Source organism: Paenarthrobacter nicotinovorans, assembly GCF_021919345.1.
GTDB classification, from domain to species: domain Bacteria; phylum Actinomycetota; class Actinomycetes; order Actinomycetales; family Micrococcaceae; genus Arthrobacter; species Arthrobacter nicotinovorans.
The window spans coordinates 531213-551662 of sequence record NZ_CP089293.1 but is presented as its reverse complement, the minus strand read 5'-3'; the positions used below and the strand labels follow the sequence as shown (position 1 = coordinate 551662).

The window sequence follows — 20450 nt, the reverse complement described above, 5'->3', positions numbered from 1 at the left end:
TCCTGGGTAACTAGCAGCGGATGAGTCGGGGGCCCTTTTGGGCCAACCTCATAGACACTGCCGGGCCGAACTCAAGACGCCTTGCTGCGTTCGATCAAGATTCCCTCAAGACCTCAAACAAGGCGGGGTCACTTTTGGCCCGTAAACGCCCCTGACATGGGCCTTAAGTGACCCCGCGTTGCTGTTGAATGGGGTTTATGTGGATCGGGTGGATCGAATTTGATGTCCTGCTGGGCGATGTTCACAGCCTGAAGGAGAAGCGTTCGCTGGTCCGGCCGCTGGTCGCCGAACTCAAGCGCCGCTTTGAGGTCTCCGCAGCTGAGACCGGCTTCCAGGACCAGCACCGGCGCGCTTTGATTGGCGCTGCTGTGGTGGCCCCTGACCACGCCCACCTTCAGCAAGTGCTCGACGCCGTTGAACGTTTCGTGGCTGCCAGGCCTGAATTTGAGCTGCTTAGCGCACGGCAGCGGGAGTTGCACAGCGAGGATTAGTAGCCGATGACGGCCCATCGGGTGGAGTCCAAGTGCGCATCGATGGCTTGGTGGGCCGCTTCCAGGCTTCGGCTGCGCAGGGCGTCCACAATCAGTTGATGTTCGCGAAGCACATCACCGGCGCGATCCGATCCCCGGGACACTGCTTTGACGCCGATTCTCAGCTGCTTCTGCCGGAGCGAGGCGTAGAAGTCGGCGAGGACCGGATTTCCGCCGGCCTGAACCATGAGCGTATGGAACTCGGTATCCAGCTCAATGAAGCGCGCGGGATCATTCTTGGCTTCCCGTTGCTGGTCGATGACGCTCTGGAAAGCGTCGATCTGTGCGTCGGCCATGGTGTCCAGGGCTGACACGGCCCACTTTTCCACCACGGCCCTGGCCTGCAGGATTGCCCGCACATCGGGGTCGGAAATTGGGGGCACGAACGCGCCCTTATGGGGGATCCGCTTGACGAAGCCTTCCGCTTCGAGGCGCAGCAGGGCCTCCCGTACCGGCGTACGGGATGTGCCCGTGGTCTTGGCGAGGACGGCCTCGTTGAGGAACGTCTCCTCCTCCCGCGGGAGGGCAGCGATGTAGCTTTTCATCCACTGATAAGCCACTTCGGGCTGGGATTGCGCAGTGGGAGTCATTTGGATCATGGAGAGCCTTTCTCGCGAAGCCCAGTATACGAGTTGCCTCCAGGAGGGTCCCGGACGTCTGGAAGAATCTTTAACCCTAACTATAGACAGGTTGTATACAACTCGTCTACAGTAGTTTTCAGTGGCGGCTCAAGTGATTCCGCTCACGCACTGGAACCCCTCAATTTCTTGGGACATCGGCCCGCCTCACAAGAAGCCCGGCCGCTCCCAATCGCAAAAGGATCCCCACAATGACCGATTTGAAGAAAGCCGAGCCAAGGCAGCAAAAGCACTCCAGCTTGCCCGTGGTTGCTGCTTCGAGCCTCGCCGGTACGGCAGTGGAATGGTACGACTTCTTTCTCTACGGCACAGCCGCTGCACTGGTATTCAATAAGCTCTTCTTCCCCACGGACGATCCCCTCGTCGGCACCATGCTGGCGCTGGTGAAGTTTGTCCTTGTACACGGCGCTTGGCACTACGGCGAAATGTGGGACCCCGTTCGCACCCACCTTGAGGCGGCAGGGCACGAAGTTCATACCCCCACTGCGGGTGGACTGGGGCCGAACGACAGCAAATACGTCAACCTGAACGGTGCGGCCGAGCCGATCATCGAATACATCAGGGAGCACAACCTCAGCGACTTTGTGCTGGTGGGCCACAGCTGGGGCGGTTATCTGATCTCCAGGGTCGCCATTGAAATGCCCGAACGGATCCGACGACTCGTCTACTTTGCAGCGTTCGTGCCGGAGCACGGCAAAGCGCTGGTGGACGAGGTACCGCCGCACCTCCGGGCCGCCCTGCAGGCAAGCGCCGACGAACGCTCTGACGGCTCGGTGGTCCTGCCGTTCTTCGTGTGGAGGGACGGATTCTTCAACGATGGAAGCGCCGAACACGCCCAGGAAATCTACGATGTACTGCGCCCCCAGCCCTTCGGCGCATTCACCGACCCTGCAGACATGACAGGTTGGGAGCGCGTTCCCCAGGCGTTCAGCTACATCGCGCCTTTGGACGACAACGACATCACCCAGGGGGAATGGGGACGGCACCCCCGGCTATCAAACAGGTTGGGCGTCTTCCGGCTGGTCAGTATGGAAGGCAGCCACGAGGTCCTCCTGACAAACCCCGGGTACACCGCCCTTAAGTTCATTGAGGCCGGCAGGGACTGAACCGGATCGCGCCCCCTCCCCCGCTGCCCTTAACGCCCGACGGCGGCCCGCACCTGGGGTGCGGACCGCCGTCGAACTCTGTTTTTAGCGCTGTTGTACTACTTTGAGGTGCCCTGTGAAACGGAGCCCTGCAACTGGCGCTGGAAGATGATGTACACGATCAGCACCGGAACCACGGTCACGGTAACGGCGGCGAACAATGCCCCGAAGTCCACCGCGTAGCCCATCTGGCCGGCGAAGGCCGCCAGTTCCTGCGACAGCACGCGTGGACCGGCGGCGTTGATGGACACCGGGATCAGGAACTGGTTCCACAGGCCCAGGAAGTTGAAGATGGCCACCGAGGCGAGGCCCGGCTTGGCCATCGGCAACATGACCTGGAAGAACGTCCGCCACTCCCCCGCACCGTCAAGGGCTGCTGCCTCTGTGATTTCGTGCGGCAACGACTTGAAGAAGGAGAAGAGGAAGAACACCGTGAACGGCAGCGCGAAGCCGACGTAGACCAGAATCAACCCGGGCAGTGTGTTCAGCAGTCCCATGTTCTTCAGGACGAAGAACAAGGGAACCATGGCCAGGAAGATCGGGAAAGTCAGGCCGGCGAGCATCAGGTAGTAGATGGCCCTGCTGCCCGGGAAGGTGTAGCGGGCAAGCACGTAGGCACACATGGCGCCAAGGACCATGACGATCACCAGGGCCACAGCGACCACCAGCACGGAGTTCAGGAACGCAGCTCCGATGCCTGCTTCACTCCACGCCTTGGTGTAGTTATCCAGGTTCCACTGGGACGGCAAGGCGAACGGCGAAGCAAAGATCTCGCTGGACGTCTTGAAGGACGACATGACCGTCCACAGCAACGGCAGGATGACAATGAGCGTCCAAATGGTCAGGGCAGTGTGCGAGACCGCTCCCACCACTTTGTCGGACGTGGATGTTGCCGGGGTCCGCGGCTGGAAGTGCAGGGACTTCATTTCCGGAGTTGAAACTTTTGTCGTCATTACAGGCTCACATCCTTATCGCCGCCGGTGAGCCGGTTGACCAAGAAGACCAATCCGGAGAAGATCAGCGTTGCAATGGCCAGCACGACACCCATGGCGCTGGCGAGACCGAACTGCCCCTTGCTGAAGGCTGTGAAGAACAACTGCTGCGCCATGACCAGTGTGGAGTTGTCCGGACCACCGCCGGAGTTCAGTGCGGCCATGTAGACAAACGCGTCCAATGCCAGGATGCCCATGTAGATGTAGGCGGTCTGGATGTTGTCCCGGATCAGCGGAATGGTGATGGACACAGCGGTGCGGAAGCGGCCCGCGCCGTCGATCCTTGCCGCTTCGAAGAGTTCAGCGGGAATGCCCTTGATGCCTGCGACGAACAGGACCATGTAGAAGCCAACGAAGCCCCACACGATCACGAACATCGTGGCGATCATGGCAGTGTCCTTGTTGCCCAGCCAGGCGAAGTCCTTGAACTGGTCCAGACCCAGCCCTGTAAGGATGCCGTTCAGCAGACCGCCCGAAGGATCGTAGATCTGCCCCCACATGATGCCGATGGCAATCGCGGGAATCGTGTACGGGAAGAATGACACAACCCGGTAGAAGCTGGAATTCCGGAGGCCCTTGATCTGCCCCTTGCTGCTTCCGCCAACGGTCACCAGGGAAGCCAGCACCAGGCTCAGGATGATGGTGATGATCGGCAGGAAAATAACCAGGAGGATGTTGTTCCCCATGGCTTTCATGAAGATATCGTCCGTGAAGATCTTGGTGTAGTTCTCCAGGCCGATGAAGTTCTGTGTGGGCGAGAAGCCGGACCAGTCCGTCAGCGAGTAGCCGAATGCCTGGATGAACGGCCAGATCACGAACAACAGGTAGATCGCCAGCGGAAGTCCGAGGAATACCGCGAAGAAGCTGACTTTGTCCCAGGTCAGCGGCTTGCGCCGCCGCTTGACCAATTGCTGTGGAGCTGCGGCCGGAACGACGGCGGCCAGGCCGTCGTCGTTCCGGCTCTGCTGTGTTTTCACTACGGTCACTTCACTTCGATCTTCTTGACCGAGCTGTCGTTACGGACCTTGTCGGTGATGTTCTGCAGTGCGGAGGTCAGGGTTGCAACGTCCGACTTGCCGTCCAGGAAGGTGTTCCAGACAACGAGCTGGTCCTTGTTGGTTCCGTAAAGGTCGATGAAGTTCCAGGAGTAGACGTCGTCGCCGGCATCGCCCAGCATTTTGGTTTGCGAGACCAGAGCGGTGGATCCGAAGCCGTCTGCCGGAACGGTGTCCTTGACGATCGTTGGAGCCAACTTGGTCTTGGCGAAGTTGGTTGCAGCTTCCTTGGACAGCATGATGCGGAGCATTTCCTTGCCGCCTGCCGCGTTCTTGCCTTGCGACGGGACGATGTACGGTTCGCCGGCTGCGCTGTGGAGGGCGGTGTAAGGCATCTTGGGGCTGGCACTGACCGAGGGCGCCGGGGCGCCCATCATGTTGAAGCCGGCCTTCGTCTGGTCCTTCATTTCGTTCTCGATCCACGAACCCGACGGGTAGAACACAGCCTCCTGGGCGTTGCTCCACTGCGCCTGGGCGGCCGTGAACTGCGTGCCCGAGCCGCCGGGCTTGAAGAAGCCGGCCTTCACGATCTTGTCCAGTGCGGTGAAGACGGACTGGATGGCCGGGTGAGACCAGCAACCTTCCTTGAGGTTTTCCAGCGCGAGGCGGACTTCGTCCCCGCCTTCCTTGATGGCGGACGCGATGGCGAGTTCCTGGTAGTACGTGGCGGCTTCCTTGCCCCACACGAACAAGTACTTGCCCTTGGCTTTTGCCTGCTCGCCGAGCGCATACATTTCATCCCAGGTCTTGGGAACGGTCCAGCCGTTTTCCTTGAGCAGGGAATCCGAGTACCAGACGGCGTAGACGGTCAGTACGTAGTTCAGCGCGGCAAGCTTGCCGTCGAAAGTGCCCGGAGCCAGCACGCCTGTGTACAGGGTGTCCTTGATGACCTTGCCTTCGAGGTTCTTGGCCTCCACCACGGGGGTGAGGTCCTCGAGCTGGGCCAGGATGGTGCTGAAGCCGATTGCCTTGGCGCCGGAGTTGTCGATCAGGTCCGGCGGGTTGCCACCGACGAAACGGGGCTGGAGTTCCTGGGCGATGTCCGTGGACGGAGCGATCTTTGCGGTGGAACCCTCGTGCGTCTTTTCAAAGATCTTGCCGGCGAAATCCACGTAGTCGATACCGTAGCCGCCCTTGAAGATCACGGCGTCGAGGGTGGCCTTGTCAGCCATGCCGAACGGGTTGGTGTCGGAGACAGTGCCCGTGGGGCCGGTGGTGGTGCCGCCTCCCCCGGCAGCACAGGATGCGATGGTTCCCCCCATGGGCACGAGTACGGCTGCTGCGAGTGCCCCGCGCAGGAATCCACGGCGACCGACGGACTGGTGCTGAATGGTCATTTCAATACCCCTCTAGTGACTCGTAAGGCCGACTCCGGCGGCTAGGGCCGTCCAGTCGGACAGTCTGGGCTGACGCTCTGGCAGCACCAACCTTCGTGTGACATACTTCACCACGAATGATCGAAAATCAATATTTCTCCGCAGTTTCGATCAACATTTGTCAAAGCGTGATCTTTTCACGGTCCCTCCGCGAGAGCCTTTCCGCATTCCGTCCGGGACCGGCGATACACCCCGTCGGGATGTTCAGTTCCCTTTGGTTCCGCCCAATTTTCGACCATCCCCGGACTCCGTCGCGGGGTCAGTGAGGCGGTTTTTACCGTCCGTAAACACTCCGGAGCGAGTGCGCGAAGCAATCATCCGCCGCGTGGTTCGCTCATCCAGGGAAGCAGTGGCATATCCGTGGGCTTTGCGCATCGCTTCACCGGCTCAGCGCGATCGGTGGGACGTTCCACAGCTGCGCCTGTGCTTTCGTGTATCCACCATCAAACCGCTCCTGACCAGCCCGGTGGCTGATGTCGCCTGGTATGCACTATCAATCTAGTCCGATGTCAGCGCCATGGGGAGGGGCATCAGCCCCCTTGCGGGCGCGCCAGCCGGGCCCAGCCGAGTTGCTCCTGCTGCTTGCGGCTCAGCGTGGCCACCACGAGGTCGTAGGAGTCCTCCACCATGTCCCGGACCATCCCGTCCGGAAGGGCACCATCCAGTCGGACACCGTTCCAGTGGGTCTTGTTCATGTGCCAGGCACCGGTGATTTCCGGATTGGCCGCCCTGAGTTGTTCGGCCAGGGCAGGCTCGCACTTCAGGCTCACGGACCAGTCGTCCGGATCCATGGAGGACAGCGCGAACATCTTGGCCTCGTGCCGGGCACCACCGGCGACGGCGGCACGGACCTTGAAGACCGATGTCCCGGGCCCGAACGGGAAGTCCTCAAAGGCGCCCGGGAAGCCAAGGCATATCTCACGGAGCTGGGAAACATCCATGGAGCGAGCCTACTGGAGCGCCACCGCTGCAGGTACGGCTACGCCACGCCCAGGAAGTCCTCAAGCAGCACCACTTCCAGCCCCGCTGCAAGCTGCGCAGCCCGGAAAGCAGCCAGGTCAGCGGCGAACTCTGCCCGGAAATGCATCAGCACAATGTCACCCGGTCGCAAAGCGTTGCCCACTTGGTAGTCCATTTTTCCCGCGTTGGCTTTGGCTTCCCAAGTAATGATGGCTTTCATGCCGGCATCGGCAACGGCCTGGCGCATCACGTTGGAATATGCGCCTCCCGGCGGACGGAAAAGTGTTGGCCGGCGGCCATAGTGCTGGAGGGCGTACTCCTGCATTCCCACCATGTCATTGAGCTGCTGCTGATATCCCCATTGGCGCACCATGTTGATGTTGTGGGTGACCGTGTGGTTTTCCACCAGGCTGCCTTGGGCTTTGAAGGCGTTGAAAAACGCCGGATTGTCAGCGATGGTGTCCTTGGTGAGGAACAGCGACGCCGGGTAGTCGTATTCGGCCATGAGTCTGACCGATTCCGGGGTTTTGATGTTGCCGTCGTCGATGGTCAGAAAAACGACCGGGTGCTTTGTGGGGATCCTGGTGATGACTGGGGCGAGGCCGCCCACGACCGGCGGCAGCTGGAAGTCCGGAATGAAGGAGCGGCGGATCCGCTTCGTTGCTGCGGGGGTCGGCGTGGGGGTGGGCGTCGCCGTCGCCGAAGGGGAGGCCGCTGGCGTTGCCGTGTCAGTCGGCGCAGGCGCCGGCGTCGAACTTTCCGCCCCTTCAGCGGCAGTGCAGGCGGTTAGACCGGCCACCATGGAGGCGCCGAAGATACCCAAGGCGGCCCGTCTGCTGGGAATGGAAAATGGCATTGCAAAATGGTCGCCGGACATGGCCGTCCCCCGGGGCTGAAGAGATGAGTCAGCAGCAATCTAGCAGAAGAACCAGCGCAGGAATCACAAGCCGTAATGCCAGCCTTCACGCGCCGGACATGAATTCACCACGACGTCGAGGCCTGCGTCCATTGCGCGTTGCGTGGCGTCGTCGTCGAAGACTCCCAGCTGGAGCCATACCGCCTTGGCGCCGACCTCGATTGCCTGGTCGATGACCGCACCAACACGTTCGGAATTGACGAAGCAATCCACAACATCGATGGGGTGCTTGTCGAGGGGAATGTCCCCCAGGCTTTTGTAGCCCTTCTCGCCGTGCACGTCCTCGCCCTTGAGGTTGACGGGGATGATCTCCATGCCCATCTTGTCCCGGACGTAAAGCGAAACGTCATAGGCCGAACGCCACTCGTTGTTGCTGAGGCCGACGATGGCCCACGTGCCTTTGGTCCGCATCAACCGTTCGACGACGGCGGGATCGTTGACGTGCATCATGGTCCAAGCCTACTGCCGTCCTCACGCGGGGAATCACGGACGTGGCTGTGCCGGATCCTGCCGTTTCAGCTGCTTCTTCCACTGCTTCAGTTTTTCTTCAGCGGCTTTGAGCTGCGCCATGGCCTCCTTTTCAGAAGCTACGGAAAGGCCGTTGCCGGGCAGGGCGCCTGGGCCCGCCGGGCCGGGCCGCAGCCAAGGCGCCGGCGTGGTGGGCGCAGCGGGCATCGCTCCCGGCACAGCCTTGGCCGGTTGCGGCGCTGGCGGATTCGCGGCGGGCACGACGGCGGTGGCAGCAGCGGGCGCGGTTCCCGGCGGCGTCTGGGGTACTGCTTGGGATGCTGCCGGCGCCTGTTGCTGCGCGGGAATCGGGATCATCGTTGCCGGCGTTGGCTGCACCGGAGAGGGCTGCGGGATCGCGGCCGGATCCACCGACGGCGCCGGCGCGGTGCTGACCTTGGGAGCATCGGGAGCGGGCAAGGCGGGCGCTGCAGCGGCCCGATGCGGGGCGACAGTGCCCAGCAGACCCTCGAACGACGGGCTCCGCGTAAAGCCTGAACTTGCGGCTGCAACACCGCTGGCACCAAGTCCCATCGCCGCAACCACGGCAACACTTACTACTGCGGTCCGGTGCTTATGCCGCCAACGTCGTTTGGAAACCTCATCATGCGGTCCCGCCAGCATGGCAGCGAGTTCCGCGCCGGGTGCAGGAGCCGCCGCGTCGGCAAGCTGCCCCATGGCCAGAAGCGCCTGCCGAACATCGGACGCGTCGCTGAGACCGGCGTCGAGCAGCAGCTCGTCCACGATCTGCCCGCGGTCCAAATCCTTGTATGTCATGGCGACACGTATTCCTTTACTGCCGAATGCTCACGGAGGGTGATCAGTGCCCGCCGTTGCAGCTGCTTCACTGCACCGGCGGTTTTCCCCATGATTCCGGCCACCTGCTCCACGGTGAGGCCTGCGACGATGCGGAGCGTCAGGACCTCCCGCTGCTCTTCGCCGAGGTGTTCCAGCAACGCCATCACCTCGTAGGGGGCCAACCGCAGCATCGCCTCAGCCTCTGCCGAGCTCGCTTCGCGCGCATCCCGCTCGGGCTCAAACTCGTGCTGGTCAGGTGTCCGGCTTTCCTTCCTGTGCTCATCCACCATTCGGGCGTGGGCTACCGAGAAGATAAAGGTCCTGAGGCCGTTGACGCCTCCATTGATCTCGTCCAGGCGTGGAAGGACAGCGAGGAAAACATCCTGCGTGGTTGCTTCCGGGTCCGGGACGCCTTTGGCCGTCAAATACCCAAGAACCTGGCCTGCATAGGCCTGGTAAACGGCGCTGAACAGTTCCGCGTTATTGCCTTGGAGTGCGTGAAGCGCTTCGTCGGTCAATGCGTCGGTCACAGATTTCGGACTTTCGATCGGCGGTTGGTCCAGGCTGGGAGCCAGATCATCCGATTCCCGCAACGGACGACCCCACCAAGAGTAACTGCTCTGCCGGGCCTGCCAAAGGACGAACCCTTGACCGGCAGGAACTCCCGGACATGGAAGAGCCGGGCTGGAAGATGATGGGGGACAAATTCCAACCCGGCCCTTTCACAGACGTAATCGTCGGAGCGCGGCAAAGGGTTACGCGGGAGTACAAACTTTTTTTGGAAGCCTTTCCGGCGCCGTTCAGCGCCCGTCCGGGCGGGGTAGCCGGGGCAGGGACAGACTGGCCCCTACTGCCCGTGGATCAACCACTGCGCCGTGCGGATGACCGCCTGGTCACCGTGCACTGTTCGAAGTCCCGCAATATCAGAACGCGTGACGGCCGCACCCTCGAACAAGCTCACAATTGCGGCGGCCACTGCGTTGGCTTCCTGGTCCGGGAGCTCCGGCCTTCCCCTGCGGACCAGACCCTGCACGTGCGCGGTGTACCGGGAATAGAAGCCCCGCAAGGCCCCGGCAGCTGCTTCATCCGAGGCGGCCAGCGCCCAGATCTCCAGGTGCATCCTGACGTCGGCCATGTCGGAGTGTTCCCGGAGCAACGCGGTCAGGAGCCGCTGTGACTCATCCATGCCAAGCCCGCCGGCAGCCTCCGGCGCGAGGTCCACGTCGGTGACGTCATTGAGCCGATGAAGCGAGCGCTCCAGCGATCGCTCAAGGACCGCGCGAATGAGGTCAGCCCTGGTGGGAAAGTAGTGCTGGAGGTGCCCGACCCGCACCCCGGCGGCGGCTGCGAAGTCCCGCATGGCAGCGTTTGCGTTGCCTTTGGTAACCAGCACTTCTTCGGCCGCGTCCAGAAGGGCCGCCCTGCGCAGCGCGCCCTTGCTTTCGGTCATGACCTCAATATTGTCACACCGTATGACTCGAGTTTGGCGAGCTGCGCAGCCGGTTCGGGCGCCGATTCGGGAAAGGAAACGCCGGGCCGCGCATCATCGCTGAGCACCGTGTGGAGCCCAAGAAGTCCACCCGCTGCCGTCAGGTGGGCCTGCCCCAGGGGATCGGTGATAGTGGCAGTCCCGGTGCCGCCCGGACCAGTCACTTCCACCCGGATATGCGCCGTCCCGCCCGATCCCGGGGAGTAGAGCAGCGAACGACGCAGCGGCGCCCATTTCTCGCCGCTGCCCCACCGGAACAGCCCCACCGCGCGCGCGGCGAGCAACGCCGTCGTCGATGTATTGGAACTGAAGCCGATCCTCGTTGCCACAGAACCTGCACCCAAGGTGAGCGGCAGCGTGAACTGCTCGGGGGTGTCAAGCCTGGCGACTTTGGTGCGGTGCCCGGCGATATCCACCCAGCGTGTGTCGGTCAAGGGACGTACGACGGCGGCCTTGCCGCCTTTGCGGGCTTCGAACTCCAGTCCCAGCCGATCCATGAAGTCAACGGAGTCGGCCCCCGCCTGGTCATTGATGTCATACCTGATGGAAATGTCCACCTCGGCTGCTCCGCCCACTTCCCGGGCCAGGGCTGCCGCCACGGTATTGGTGACGCCACCCATCCACCCCGAACTGAGCAGCACAGGCGCCGTGGGCTGCAACAGGGTGGACAGGGTGACGGCCCGGGTGACCCGGCTGGTCCAACGGGTGACGTCAACGTACGGAATCCCGGCGCTTACAGCTGCCCGAAGCACCCTGTCATCGGGGTCATTGACTGTACTGATTACTGCCCGGACCCGCGCTTCGAAGGGCTCGGACTGGTTGAGGTCCCATGCCCGGACAGTCACTCTGTCATTGGTCAGGTGGCTCCCGCGGTCCGGGTTCCTGCCGGTCAGGAGAAGCGGCCACTCCCCCTGTGCATGCTGCGTGAGCGCTGCGCCGACCGTTCCGTAACCGCCGACAATCAGCACTGGACCGGAGGTATCGAGCTTGAGATGATCTTTCATGAATCCGATTTTAGGTCATATGACCTAAAAATTGAAACAGCCCGCGGAGTGGTGGCGCAGCAAGGGGCCCGCGCCTAGGCTGCTGGTATCTACCCCGAGCACCATTCACCAGAACGCAGAGGAGAGATCATGACATTGCCCCCAGCCCACGAGCCCGAGCCGTTCCCGCCCGACCCCGGCCCCGTACCTCCGCCACCGGACCCCACGACGCCGTTTCCTCCGAGCCCCATACCGGACCCCAATCCGACGCCGGGACCATCACCGATTCCCGACCCCGGCCCGGTTCCCCCCACCCCCAACCCGGACCCCACCTACTAGTCACGCCGGCCCCTGTCCCGCGCAGGAGGAGCCACCCCCGCAAATAGTCAGTAGGCTTACGTTTGATCCCATCGGCTGACCGATGCGAACGAACAGGAGTTCACATGACGCGATCCGAGGAAGCGGCTCACCTTTCCACGCGCAACAAACCCAAGCCCGACCTGTGGAAGGACTCACTGGGTCGGACGGCTATCCGTGCCGCCCAGATTCTCCTGATTCTGGTCGTGGCAGTAGTGGTGGTGTTCGCGCTGCTGCAGATCCGGCTGCTGGTGATCCCGGTCCTTGTCTCACTGATCCTGGCCGCCGCCATCGGCCCGTTCGTCAACATGCTCCGGCGCCGTGGCTGGCGTGGCGGTCTCGCCACCGCCGTCGCATTCCTGGGACTGTTGATTGTCCTGGGCGGCGTTGTGAGCATCATCGTCCTGTCGGTGCGCAGCCAATGGGACGAACTGATCAGCCAAGCGGCAGAAGGCCTGGACGAGCTGGAAAACTTCCTGCTCACAGGGCCCTTCCCCCTGGATCAGGAACAGCTCAACCAAGCCCGGCAAGCTTTAGTGGACTTCGCCCAGAGCAGCCAAGTGCGCTCCGGTGCCGTGACCGGTTTGTCCGTGGTGACCGAGTTCCTGGCCGGCGCGAGCCTCATGGTGGTCATACTCTTCTTCTTCCTCAAGGACGGCGCCAAGATCTGGGACTTCTTCCTGCGTCCGTTCAAGGGCACTCGCGAAGCAAAGCTCCGCCGCGTTGGCAAACGGACCATGGAAGTACTGGGCGGTTACGTGCGGGGGACGGCGATTGTGGCTTTGGTGGATACAGTCGCCATCGGAGCCGTGCTGCTGATCCTCCAAGTGCCGCTGGCCATCCCCCTGGCGATCATCGTCTTTATTGGCGCGTTCATCCCCTTGGTGGGTGCTACCGTCGCCGGCATTCTGGCGGCGTTGGTGGCCCTCGTGGCGAACGGTCCGATCGTGGCACTCATCGTGGTCATTGCAGTGATCGCGGTCAACCAGCTTGAGGGCGACCTTCTCCAGCCGGTGGTCATGGGCAAGTCGTTGCAGTTGCACGCCCTGGTGATCCTGATGGCACTGACGGCGGGCACCATCCTGGCCGGCATCATCGGCGCCGTCCTCTCTGTACCCATCGCCGCGGTCACCTGGGCCATCGTGCAGGTGTGGACGGCGGAAGACCCTGACCTTGAGCCGGTCAACCCGGACCTGCCGCCGGCAACAGCCAGCCGGTGTGGCGGCCGCCCGAGCTGGAAGTCCGACTGTCAGGCGAGTGCCTTCTTCAGCAGTTCGACGATCTTCGCTTCAACAGCCGGCGTGATCTCCTTGAGGGCGAACGACGTGGGCCACATGTCGCCGTCGTCAAGCTTTGCATTCTCCTCAAAGCCGAGCGTGGCATAGCGGGCCTTGAACTTATGGGAGCTCTGGAAGAACACGATGTTCTTTCCGTCCCGGGCATAAGCGGGCATTCCGTACCAGGTTTTCGGGGTCAGTTCCGGCGCGTGTTCCTTGACCAGGGCGTGCAGGCGTTCGGCCATGGCTTTGTCCGCTTCGGGCATCTCGGCGATCTTGGCCAGGACATCGGCCTCACCGTCGGCTTTGGAGGCCTTCTTGCGCGGCGCCTTCTTCAGCTCCTGCGCCCTTTCTTTCATGGCCGCGCGTTCGTCCTCGGTGAAGCCGTCGTAGGACTTTTCTTTGGTAGCCGTTTGCTGGTTGTCCGTCATGGCGATCTCTCTCCCCTGGTCTTTTTGCTTGACACCATCAACGCTATGACCCGGCGGCCCGTGGGGCTTCTCCAAAACTGCTCGATCGGAAACTTCGTTGGTCGCTTGGCATTGAGAGCCGGGACGAGCAAGCAGTGGGTGCGGTTTTCTTGAGGGTTTCCTGAGGAAGTGTTGTGGGTTTGCAGGATTGGTTCTTGATCCAGGCCCGGCAAAGTATTTCTTGTCAGCCACACCGGCTGAAGAAACGGCCGGCCGGTCTCACGGTGGCCACACGAAAGGACACTGATCCCCATGGCCATCAGCCTCAAAACCACCTCCGGCAAAATCCTCGCCTCCGTCGCACTGGTCGGCACCGCAGCCGCCGTCGCCGGCATGGGAACCTACGGCGCGTTCACCTCCTCCACCTCCGCCTCCCAAGCCGTCACCGCAGGCACCGTCACCATCGCCCTGGGCGCCCCCGGACCAGCCAACACCCTCAACGTCCCCATCGCAGGCCTGCTGCCCGGCGACAAAGTCGAAAAACTCGTCACCCTGGCCAACACCGGCAACTCCGACCTGAACAACGTCACCCTCACCACCTCCGCCGGCGCCACCGCCTCCCTCCTCACCACCGACACCACCAACGGCCTGCAACTGACCATCGAAAACTGCAGTGTGCCCTGGACCGGCACCGCCGCCCCCTACACCTGCGCCGGCACCAAAACCACCGCCCTGGCCAACGGCCCCGTCATCGCAGCGAACAAGGTCCTCAACAACCTCACCTCCCTGACCTCAGCCAAGACCGACAACCTCAAAGTCACCACCGCGTTCCCCACCACCGCAGACAACACCTTCCAAGGCGCCACCTCCACCATCGCCTTCGCCTTCACCGGCACCCAACGCACCGAAACCACCAAATAGACCACCCCAAACCCCGCCGGGCCTGATCGGTTTCCTTTCCCCCCAGCCCGATCAGGCCCGGCGAGCCCTGAAACTCCAACGGCCCCGACACGCTTATGCAGATGGCGTATCGGGGCCGTTGGCCTGTTCAGAGCTCGAGGGAAGTGCTACGAGAATCGCCCTGGACGGAACGTCGCGAGCATCGGGTGCTTCTCGCCGGTCAGGATTTCTCCGGAGAGCAATTCACCGGCAATGAGCCCCAACGTCGCACCGGAGTGTGTGAAGGCAACGAAGCAGCCCGGCACCTGGCCCAGTTCGCCGAACACGGGCTCGCCGTCCCCCGGAATGGGCTTGTAGCCGATTTTCCACGACGCCGGCTTCAGTTCCGGGTTGCCGGCAATGAGTTTGGAAGACTCGTCGGCCAGCTCCTGGACCACCTCATCGGGGATGGTGAATGAACCGTCGCCGTGCTCGGTGATGCGCTCCTCGTACCAGTCGTGATCCAGCGCGAACGTATTTCCCGGGTTGGGGCGCACAGCGGCCCGCGGCGTGTTCATCACAGCGGTGACATTGTGCTCCACCGGCTTGGTCACCACAAGCATGGACACCGGGGAACCGTTGGGAATGTCGACGCCCAGAGCCTTGACGACGGCGGGTGTTGCGGCACCGCAGGCAACCAGGACGGCGTCCGCGGCGTACGTATCGCCTGCCGCGGTTTCGACGCCGGCGGCCCGGCCGCCGTCGACCGTCACCGAGACTTTTCCAGCGTTCAGAACGAGGTTGCCGCCCAAGGCGTGGAAGTCTTCCATCAGGAAGTTCACCAGGTCCGGGAGGCTGACCCAGCCTTCGCCCGGGTTGAATATGGCGTTTTCGGGAACAGCGCGTGCATCAATACCCGGGGTGACCGACTCGATCTCATCCGGAGCCAGCAGTTTGGAGTCGTAGGCGATGGACTTTTCGTAAGCGTGCCGGGCCTCCGTGGCTTCGCCCTGCCCGGCCGCGTTCCACATGAGCCCTCCCCCGAATTGCAACCACTCGCGGCTGGGATCGGTAGCAAAGAGCGTGCGGTACCGGTCCACCCCGGCTACGCGAAGCTGGTGGTAGGGCGTGGAGCGTTCACCGGCCGAGTTGAGCCAGGACAGAGAACGGCCCGTAGCTTCGCTGGCGAGGCCCTGCTCGCTCAGGAGGGTCACAGAGGCGCCCTGGCGGAGCAGGTGGACTGCGGTGGAGACGCCCAGGATGCCGCCTCCGATAACGGCAACGTGCTTGGTGGAGGACATGGTTCTCCCTTTCTATGTGTTGATGCGGTGAAACGCCGTTATGCGTAGGCGTGAATGTTTTCGATGATCCTGAGGGTTTCCAGCGCTTCTGCAGCTTGCACGGGCAGCTGGCCCTGGCCCCGGAGCGAGGTGGCGAGTTCCCTGTAGAACCGGGGGTAGTCGCCCTTTTCCGCGGGGACAGGCGTTGCCGAACCGTCGATTCCCAGAACGCCCCAAGACTCCTGGGACTCCACACCGTAGGACGGGTCCGACGGCGTGACGCCCGCTGCCAGCGCGGGTTCCTGGCCGTCGAGTCCCCATTTGGTGTAGCCCGCCTTGGAGCCCAGCACATGGAATCGCGGACCCACTTGCGCTGCCATGCCGTTCATCCACAGCCGCGAGCGGACGCCGGATTCGTGGAGCAGGGAGACGAAAGCTTCGGTGTCCGCAGCCTCAGGATGCGGCCCGTGGTTGGCGACCTCGCCGTAGCTCTCCGCAACCGGCCCGAAAAGCTGGATCGCCTGGTCTATCAAATGCGCCCCGAGGTCGTGGAGGATCCCGCCGCCTTCGGCCAGCGTTGCCGAATCGCGCCAGTTGCCGAAACCTTCGGGCCGCCACCACTCGAACCGGGATTCGAAGGTGCGCACTTCGCCAAGCCCGCCGTCACGCACAAGCTTCCGGAGCGTAAGGAAGTCAGCGTCCCACCGGCGGTTCTGGAAGGCCGTAAGCTGCACACCGGCGTCGGACGCGCGGGCCAGCAGCTCCTCGCCGTGCGCAACCGTGGACACGAAAGGTTTGTCCACCACCACGTTCAAGCCATGGGCGATCGCCGTTGCCCCGAGTTCCAGGTGCGTCAGCGGCGGGGTTCCCAGCACCACCAGGTCCAGCTCGGCGGCGCGGTTGAACATGTCCTCCGGCGTGGGCACAATCCTGGCTTGAGGGTAGAGGCGAGCGGCCTCGGCGGCCCGTTCCGGGTCCGCCGTCACAATCACGTCCAGCGAATAGTTCGGGTCGGCTTCGATGAGCGGTGTGTGGAAGACCTTGCCGGAAACACCGAATCCGACGACGGCGGTCCTGATGGGTGCCGCTGTTCCCCCGCCCATCACAGGACTTCCGAGAGGAACCGCTGCAGGCGTTCGCTGCGCGGGTTGTCGAAGAGCTCGGTGGGTGTGCCGATCTCCACTACCTCGCCTTCGTCCATGAACACCACTTGGTCGGCGACTTTACGGGCGAAGCCCATCTCGTGGGTGACCACCAGCATGGTCATGCCACGCCGGCCCAGCCCGGCCATGAGGTTCAGGACGCCCTTGACGAGTTCCGGATCCAGGGCGCTGGTGGCTTCATCGAAGAGCATGACCTCCGGTTCCATGGCCAGTGCCCGTGCGATGGCGACGCGCTGCTGCTGCCCTCCGGAAAGGTCCCGGGGCCGGTGGTCGGCGCGTTCGGCGAGACCGACCTCGGCGAGTCGGCGCCGGGCGCGCTCCCTGGCCTCGGCCTTGGACATGCCCTTGACGCTCCAGAGTGCGAGTGCGACGTTCTCCAGGGCCGTGTGATCCGGGAAGAGGTTGAAGTGCTGGAACACCATGCCGATGCGGGCCCTCAGGATGTCAGGCTTCACCTTGAGGGCACTTTCGCCGGCCAGGAGCACGTCGCCGCTTTTGGGCTCGTGCAGGCGGTTGACGCCGCGCAGGAGCGTGGACTTGCCGGAGCCGGATGGACCGATGATGCAGGTGGTGGTGCCCGGGGCCACGGTGAGGCTGACGTTGCGGAGTACTTCCACGTCCCCGTAGGCCATGGTCAGGTTCTGCAGTTCCAGGCTGGATCCGTGGAACTTTTCGATGTCCTGGCTGGTCTTGTTGGTGCTGGTTGCACTGCTGCTGGTGAGGTTCACGTGTTGCTCCCGGTGATGAGCGGCGAGGCCGCGTCGAGTTCCTTGACTTCCTTCAGCCCGCTGGTGGGTGCCGTGGGACGACGGCGGCCGGTGCGGAACTTGTTGTCGAAGTAGTTGACGAGGTGGGTCAGGGGAACGGTGATGATCAGGTAGAAAATGCCCGCCATGACCAACGGCGAGAGGTTGCCGGAGAGCACCGCCGCGTCCTGGCCCACCCGGAACAGTTCCCGCTCGCTGACAAGGAGGCCCAGGAAGTAAACCAAGGAGGAATCCTTGACGATGGCGATGAACTGGTTCACCAAGGCCGGGAGTACCCGGCGAACGCCTTGCGGCACCACTACCAGCGCCATGGATTTGGTGTAGCTCATTCCCAGTGCGCGGCACGCCTCTCCTTGGCCTTTGTCCACACTGAGGATCCCCGCACGGAAGATCTCTCCGATGTAGGCACTGGCGATGAGGCTCAGCGCAATGATGCCCAAGGGGTAGGGAGAAGGACCGAAGACCGACTGGCTCAACCGGGCAAATCCTTGGCCGATCAGCAGGATGGTGAGGATGGCGGGAAGCCCGCGGAACAGGTCCGTGTAGATCCTTGCCGGGATCCGCAGCCACTTGGAGCGCGAAATGCCCATGACCGCCACCACCATCCCCATCACTACGCCGAGGATGGTTGCTGCGATGGAAATGATGAGGGTGTTGAGGAGGCCAACTCCGAGGAGTTGGGGCAGCACTTCGACCATGGCGTCAAAGTCGAAGAACGTGCGGCTGATGGTATTGAGCCAATCCATTGAGTGCTCTCAGACGTTGGTTGGTTGGGCGGAACGGCTTACTTGGCGGCCGTGGGGGAAGGGCTGGAGGTCTGCTCGGCCTTGGGGAGGTACTGCTCGGGCATCGGTGAGCCCGGGAACCACTTCTGGTAGAGCTTCTTCCAGGTGCCGTCCTCCATCGCGGCGGCGAGGCCCTTGTTCAGTGCCTCCTTGAAGGCGGGCTTGTCCTTGGCGATCGCGAATCCTGCCGGGGCGTCGAAGGAGGGGATGTCGGCGGCACTGACCAGGCCGAACTGCTCCTGGTAAGCCTTGGCGGCCTCGTAATCGAGGAAGTGTGCATCCACGGACCCGCTGTTGACGGCGGCTATGGCCGTGTTGTTGTCAGGGAACTTCACAAGCTGGGCGGAGGTGAAGTTCTTCACCGCATAGGCTTCCTGGAGGGTGCCCTGGACCACGCCCAGGCGCTTGCCGTTCAGCCCGTCCACATCCTTGATGCCAGAGGTTTTGGTGGTGATGACCGTCAGGTAACCGGCCAGGTATCCGTCGGAAAAGTCCACGGTTTCCTTGCGCTTGTCGGTGATTCCGATAGCGGCCACGCCGACGTCGAACTGGCCGTTGGATACCGCTGCCAGGAGCCCGGAGAAGTCTTGGCCGGTGAAGACGACATTGTCCACGCCTGCCCGGTGGGCCACGTCCTTGAAGAGTTCAACGTCGAACCCTGTGAAGTTCCCGGTGCCATCGGTGAAGGTGTACGGCTTGGAGTCGCCAAGGCTTGCAACGCGGATGGTGCCGGGCTGGATGAGTCCATAGGGGTTGTCGGCTGACGGTGAGCTGCCGGCTGAGGATCCACCACAGCCGGAAAGGGCGAGGATGGCCGCCAAGGCTGTGGCTGCGAGCGCTGCCGGGCGGAAGTTCATTTTGATCACAGCGTTGTCCAATCGTGGGAGGGAAAGCGGTGCTGTCAGGAGCCGCTGGAGATATTGCTCGATGTCGGGTCTTGCTGAGTCCGGTCTCAGTCCCTAGAATTGAGACCGGACTCACATCGATTGATTGAAATGTAGCGGAACTCACAAAGCCGCGTCAACACCCTTTCGGAAAGGTGAACATGAGCACTGACGGATCCCGACGGCGGGACGTGACGGTTGCCGACGTCGCCAAAGCTGCGCAAGTGTCCAAAGCCCAGGCGGCGCGGGCGCTCGGCAATTACGGCGCCGTCAGCGACGACGTCCGTGAACGCGTCCTCGCCGCGGCCGAGGAACTTGAGTATCGCCCCAACGAGCTCGCCCGCAGCATGAACACCGGCAAATCCAACACCATCGGGGTGGTGGTAGGCGATATTGAAAACCCGCACTTCGGGCTCGCCACAAGGGGCATCACGGACGCCGCCAAGAAGAGCGGCTACAACGTCATCCTCATCAACACCGACGAGGAACAGGCCGCAGAAGTGGATGCCGTCCGGGTGCTGCTGGACAAACGGGTTGATGGACTCATTGTTGCTCCGGCTTCCTCGGTGGAAACCGCACACCTGCGGCAGGTCCGTGAGTCCGGGCGTCCGCTGGTCCTGCTGGACCGTGCCGCCGAAGGGCTGGATGCCGAGACGTTCGCGGTGGACATGGGAGGCATCTCCCACGAGTCCACCAAGCACCTCATCGCGGCCGGACACCGACGGATCGCCTTCGTCTCCACGGTCCGGACCAGTGCCCCGTACGTTGCCGGGATGAAGCTGGACTCCTCACAAATTTCAGACCGTCTGGACGGAATACACAGGGCCTTCGACGAAGCGGGCCTCCCGCAGCCCACCGATCTTGTCCGCCTCAACGCCGGCGACGCCGACTCCATCATGCGCGTTACCCGCGAGCTGCTCCACGGCCCGGATCCCGCTACGGCCATCATCGCCTCGGACGGCCTCATCGCGTTGTGCGTGGTGGAAGCGGTGCAGAACCTCGGCCTCTCCATCCCGGAAGATGTCTCGTTCCTGATGTACGACGATTTCGCGTGGACCCGGCTCACCACTCCCCCGCTCACGGTCATCGCGCAACCCGTCTACGACATGGGCATGGCGGCGGCGTCAGCCCTGATCCGGCAGATCGAGGGCAGGAAATCAGTTTCCCCTGCCCCCGAACTGGCGGCGAGCTTGATTCAGCGCGGCTCCGTGGGTGCTCCCAGGAACGCCGACGCCCTCAGCAAGGCAGGCAGCTGAGGC

22 protein-coding genes are annotated in these 20450 nt (G+C 62.9%); 6 read left to right on the top strand and 16 right to left on the bottom strand.

Annotation, left to right across the window (positions count from 1 at the left end):
* The first annotated feature begins 197 nt into the window (after positions 1 to 197).
* The gene (locus JMY29_RS02760) at positions 198 to 491 is read left to right on the top strand and encodes a DUF503 domain-containing protein (protein WP_018780000.1); all 294 of its coding nucleotides are present in this window, start codon (positions 198 to 200) and stop codon (positions 489 to 491) included.
* Here the strand turns inward: JMY29_RS02760 and JMY29_RS02755 are convergent.
* Positions 488 to 1129, bottom strand: coding sequence for a GntR family transcriptional regulator (locus JMY29_RS02755; RefSeq protein WP_189076879.1), 642 nt, complete (start codon positions 1127 to 1129; stop codon positions 488 to 490). The genes JMY29_RS02760 and JMY29_RS02755 overlap by 4 nt on opposite strands.
* 230 nt (positions 1130 to 1359) lie before the next feature.
* Here JMY29_RS02755 and JMY29_RS02745 point away from each other — a divergent pair, with 230 nt between their 5' ends.
* On the top strand, positions 1360 to 2274 hold the full coding sequence (locus JMY29_RS02745; protein WP_209783736.1) for an alpha/beta fold hydrolase: 915 nt from the start codon (positions 1360 to 1362) through the stop codon (positions 2272 to 2274).
* Between the two features lie 98 nt (positions 2275 to 2372).
* Here JMY29_RS02745 and JMY29_RS02740 read toward each other — a convergent pair whose 3' ends face one another.
* The 10 genes from JMY29_RS02740 to JMY29_RS02695 all read right to left on the bottom strand — a co-directional run bounded on the left by JMY29_RS02740 (position 2373) and on the right by JMY29_RS02695 (position 11410).
* Positions 2373 to 3266, bottom strand: a complete 894-nt coding sequence (locus tag JMY29_RS02740) for a carbohydrate ABC transporter permease (RefSeq protein ID WP_018780011.1) — start codon at positions 3264 to 3266, stop codon at positions 2373 to 2375.
* On the bottom strand, positions 3266 to 4291 hold the full coding sequence (locus JMY29_RS02735; RefSeq protein ID WP_018780012.1) for a carbohydrate ABC transporter permease: 1026 nt from the start codon (positions 4289 to 4291) through the stop codon (positions 3266 to 3268). The genes JMY29_RS02740 and JMY29_RS02735 overlap by 1 nt, the downstream gene beginning before the upstream one ends.
* Positions 4288 to 5697: an N-acetylglucosamine/diacetylchitobiose ABC transporter substrate-binding protein gene (gene ngcE, locus JMY29_RS02730; protein ID WP_018780013.1), complete on the bottom strand. Its 1410-nt coding sequence runs from the start codon at positions 5695 to 5697 to the stop codon at positions 4288 to 4290. The genes JMY29_RS02735 and ngcE overlap by 4 nt, the downstream gene beginning before the upstream one ends.
* A 569-nt stretch (positions 5698 to 6266) precedes the next feature.
* Positions 6267 to 6677, bottom strand: a complete 411-nt coding sequence (locus JMY29_RS02725; protein ID WP_055977125.1) for an MmcQ/YjbR family DNA-binding protein — start codon at positions 6675 to 6677, stop codon at positions 6267 to 6269.
* 38 nt (positions 6678 to 6715) lie between these two features.
* Positions 6716 to 7552, bottom strand: coding sequence for a polysaccharide deacetylase family protein (locus JMY29_RS02720; RefSeq protein WP_229778715.1), 837 nt, complete (start codon positions 7550 to 7552; stop codon positions 6716 to 6718).
* An 84-nt stretch (positions 7553 to 7636) separates the two neighbouring features.
* Positions 7637 to 8062 carry a CoA-binding protein gene (locus JMY29_RS02715; protein WP_018780017.1) on the bottom strand — a complete coding sequence of 142 codons (426 nt, stop codon included), beginning with the start codon at positions 8060 to 8062 and terminating at the stop codon, positions 7637 to 7639.
* A 33-nt stretch (positions 8063 to 8095) separates the two neighbouring features.
* Entirely contained in the window at positions 8096 to 8896 is an 801-nt protein-coding gene (locus tag JMY29_RS02710) for a hypothetical protein (RefSeq protein ID WP_189076880.1), read from the bottom strand.
* Positions 8893 to 9447: an RNA polymerase sigma factor gene (locus JMY29_RS02705; protein WP_039239583.1), complete on the bottom strand. Its 555-nt coding sequence runs from the start codon at positions 9445 to 9447 to the stop codon at positions 8893 to 8895. Before JMY29_RS02705 ends, JMY29_RS02710 begins: the two co-directional genes overlap by 4 nt.
* A gap of 317 nt (positions 9448 to 9764) precedes the next feature.
* Positions 9765 to 10367, bottom strand: coding sequence for a TetR/AcrR family transcriptional regulator (locus JMY29_RS02700; RefSeq protein WP_189076881.1), 603 nt, complete (start codon positions 10365 to 10367; stop codon positions 9765 to 9767).
* Complete coding sequence (locus tag JMY29_RS02695) at positions 10364 to 11410, bottom strand: saccharopine dehydrogenase family protein (protein ID WP_055977134.1); 1047 nt, start codon at positions 11408 to 11410, stop codon at positions 10364 to 10366. The genes JMY29_RS02700 and JMY29_RS02695 overlap by 4 nt, the downstream gene beginning before the upstream one ends.
* A gap of 129 nt (positions 11411 to 11539) precedes the next feature.
* Between JMY29_RS02695 and JMY29_RS02690 the strand changes: the two genes are divergently transcribed.
* The 3 genes from JMY29_RS02690 (at position 11540) to JMY29_RS02675 (ending at position 14354) form a co-directional block, all read left to right on the top strand.
* Positions 11540 to 11728, top strand: coding sequence for a hypothetical protein (locus tag JMY29_RS02690; protein WP_189076882.1), 189 nt, complete (start codon positions 11540 to 11542; stop codon positions 11726 to 11728).
* Positions 11729 to 11832: 104 nt separating this feature from the next.
* Positions 11833 to 13131: an AI-2E family transporter gene (locus JMY29_RS02685; protein WP_229778716.1), complete on the top strand. Its 1299-nt coding sequence runs from the start codon at positions 11833 to 11835 to the stop codon at positions 13129 to 13131.
* Positions 13132 to 13745: 614 nt separating this feature from the next.
* On the top strand, positions 13746 to 14354 hold the full coding sequence (locus tag JMY29_RS02675) for a TasA family protein (RefSeq protein ID WP_209783737.1): 609 nt from the start codon (positions 13746 to 13748) through the stop codon (positions 14352 to 14354).
* Positions 14355 to 14500: 146 nt separating this feature from the next.
* Here JMY29_RS02675 and JMY29_RS02670 read toward each other — a convergent pair whose 3' ends face one another.
* The 5 genes from JMY29_RS02670 to JMY29_RS02650 are packed head-to-tail and all read right to left on the bottom strand — an operon-like array spanning position 14501 to position 19164.
* Positions 14501 to 15613, bottom strand: a complete 1113-nt coding sequence (locus JMY29_RS02670; protein WP_189076893.1) for an NAD(P)/FAD-dependent oxidoreductase — start codon at positions 15611 to 15613, stop codon at positions 14501 to 14503.
* Between the two features lie 38 nt (positions 15614 to 15651).
* Entirely contained in the window at positions 15652 to 16695 is a 1044-nt protein-coding gene (locus tag JMY29_RS02665; RefSeq protein WP_189076892.1) for a Gfo/Idh/MocA family protein, read from the bottom strand.
* Complete coding sequence (locus tag JMY29_RS02660; RefSeq protein WP_018780092.1) at positions 16695 to 17483, bottom strand: amino acid ABC transporter ATP-binding protein; 789 nt, start codon at positions 17481 to 17483, stop codon at positions 16695 to 16697. Before JMY29_RS02660 ends, JMY29_RS02665 begins: the two co-directional genes overlap by 1 nt.
* Positions 17480 to 18268: an amino acid ABC transporter permease gene (locus JMY29_RS02655; RefSeq protein ID WP_018780091.1), complete on the bottom strand. Its 789-nt coding sequence runs from the start codon at positions 18266 to 18268 to the stop codon at positions 17480 to 17482. Before JMY29_RS02655 ends, JMY29_RS02660 begins: the two co-directional genes overlap by 4 nt.
* A 38-nt stretch (positions 18269 to 18306) precedes the next feature.
* A complete protein-coding gene (locus JMY29_RS02650; protein WP_035734415.1) occupies positions 18307 to 19164 on the bottom strand; it encodes an ABC transporter substrate-binding protein in 858 nt (285 codons plus the stop codon).
* A 188-nt stretch (positions 19165 to 19352) separates the two neighbouring features.
* Here JMY29_RS02650 and JMY29_RS02645 point away from each other — a divergent pair, with 188 nt between their 5' ends.
* The gene (locus JMY29_RS02645; protein WP_189076891.1) at positions 19353 to 20447 is read left to right on the top strand and encodes a LacI family DNA-binding transcriptional regulator; all 1095 of its coding nucleotides are present in this window, start codon (positions 19353 to 19355) and stop codon (positions 20445 to 20447) included.
* Positions 20448 to 20450 lie beyond the last annotated feature (3 nt).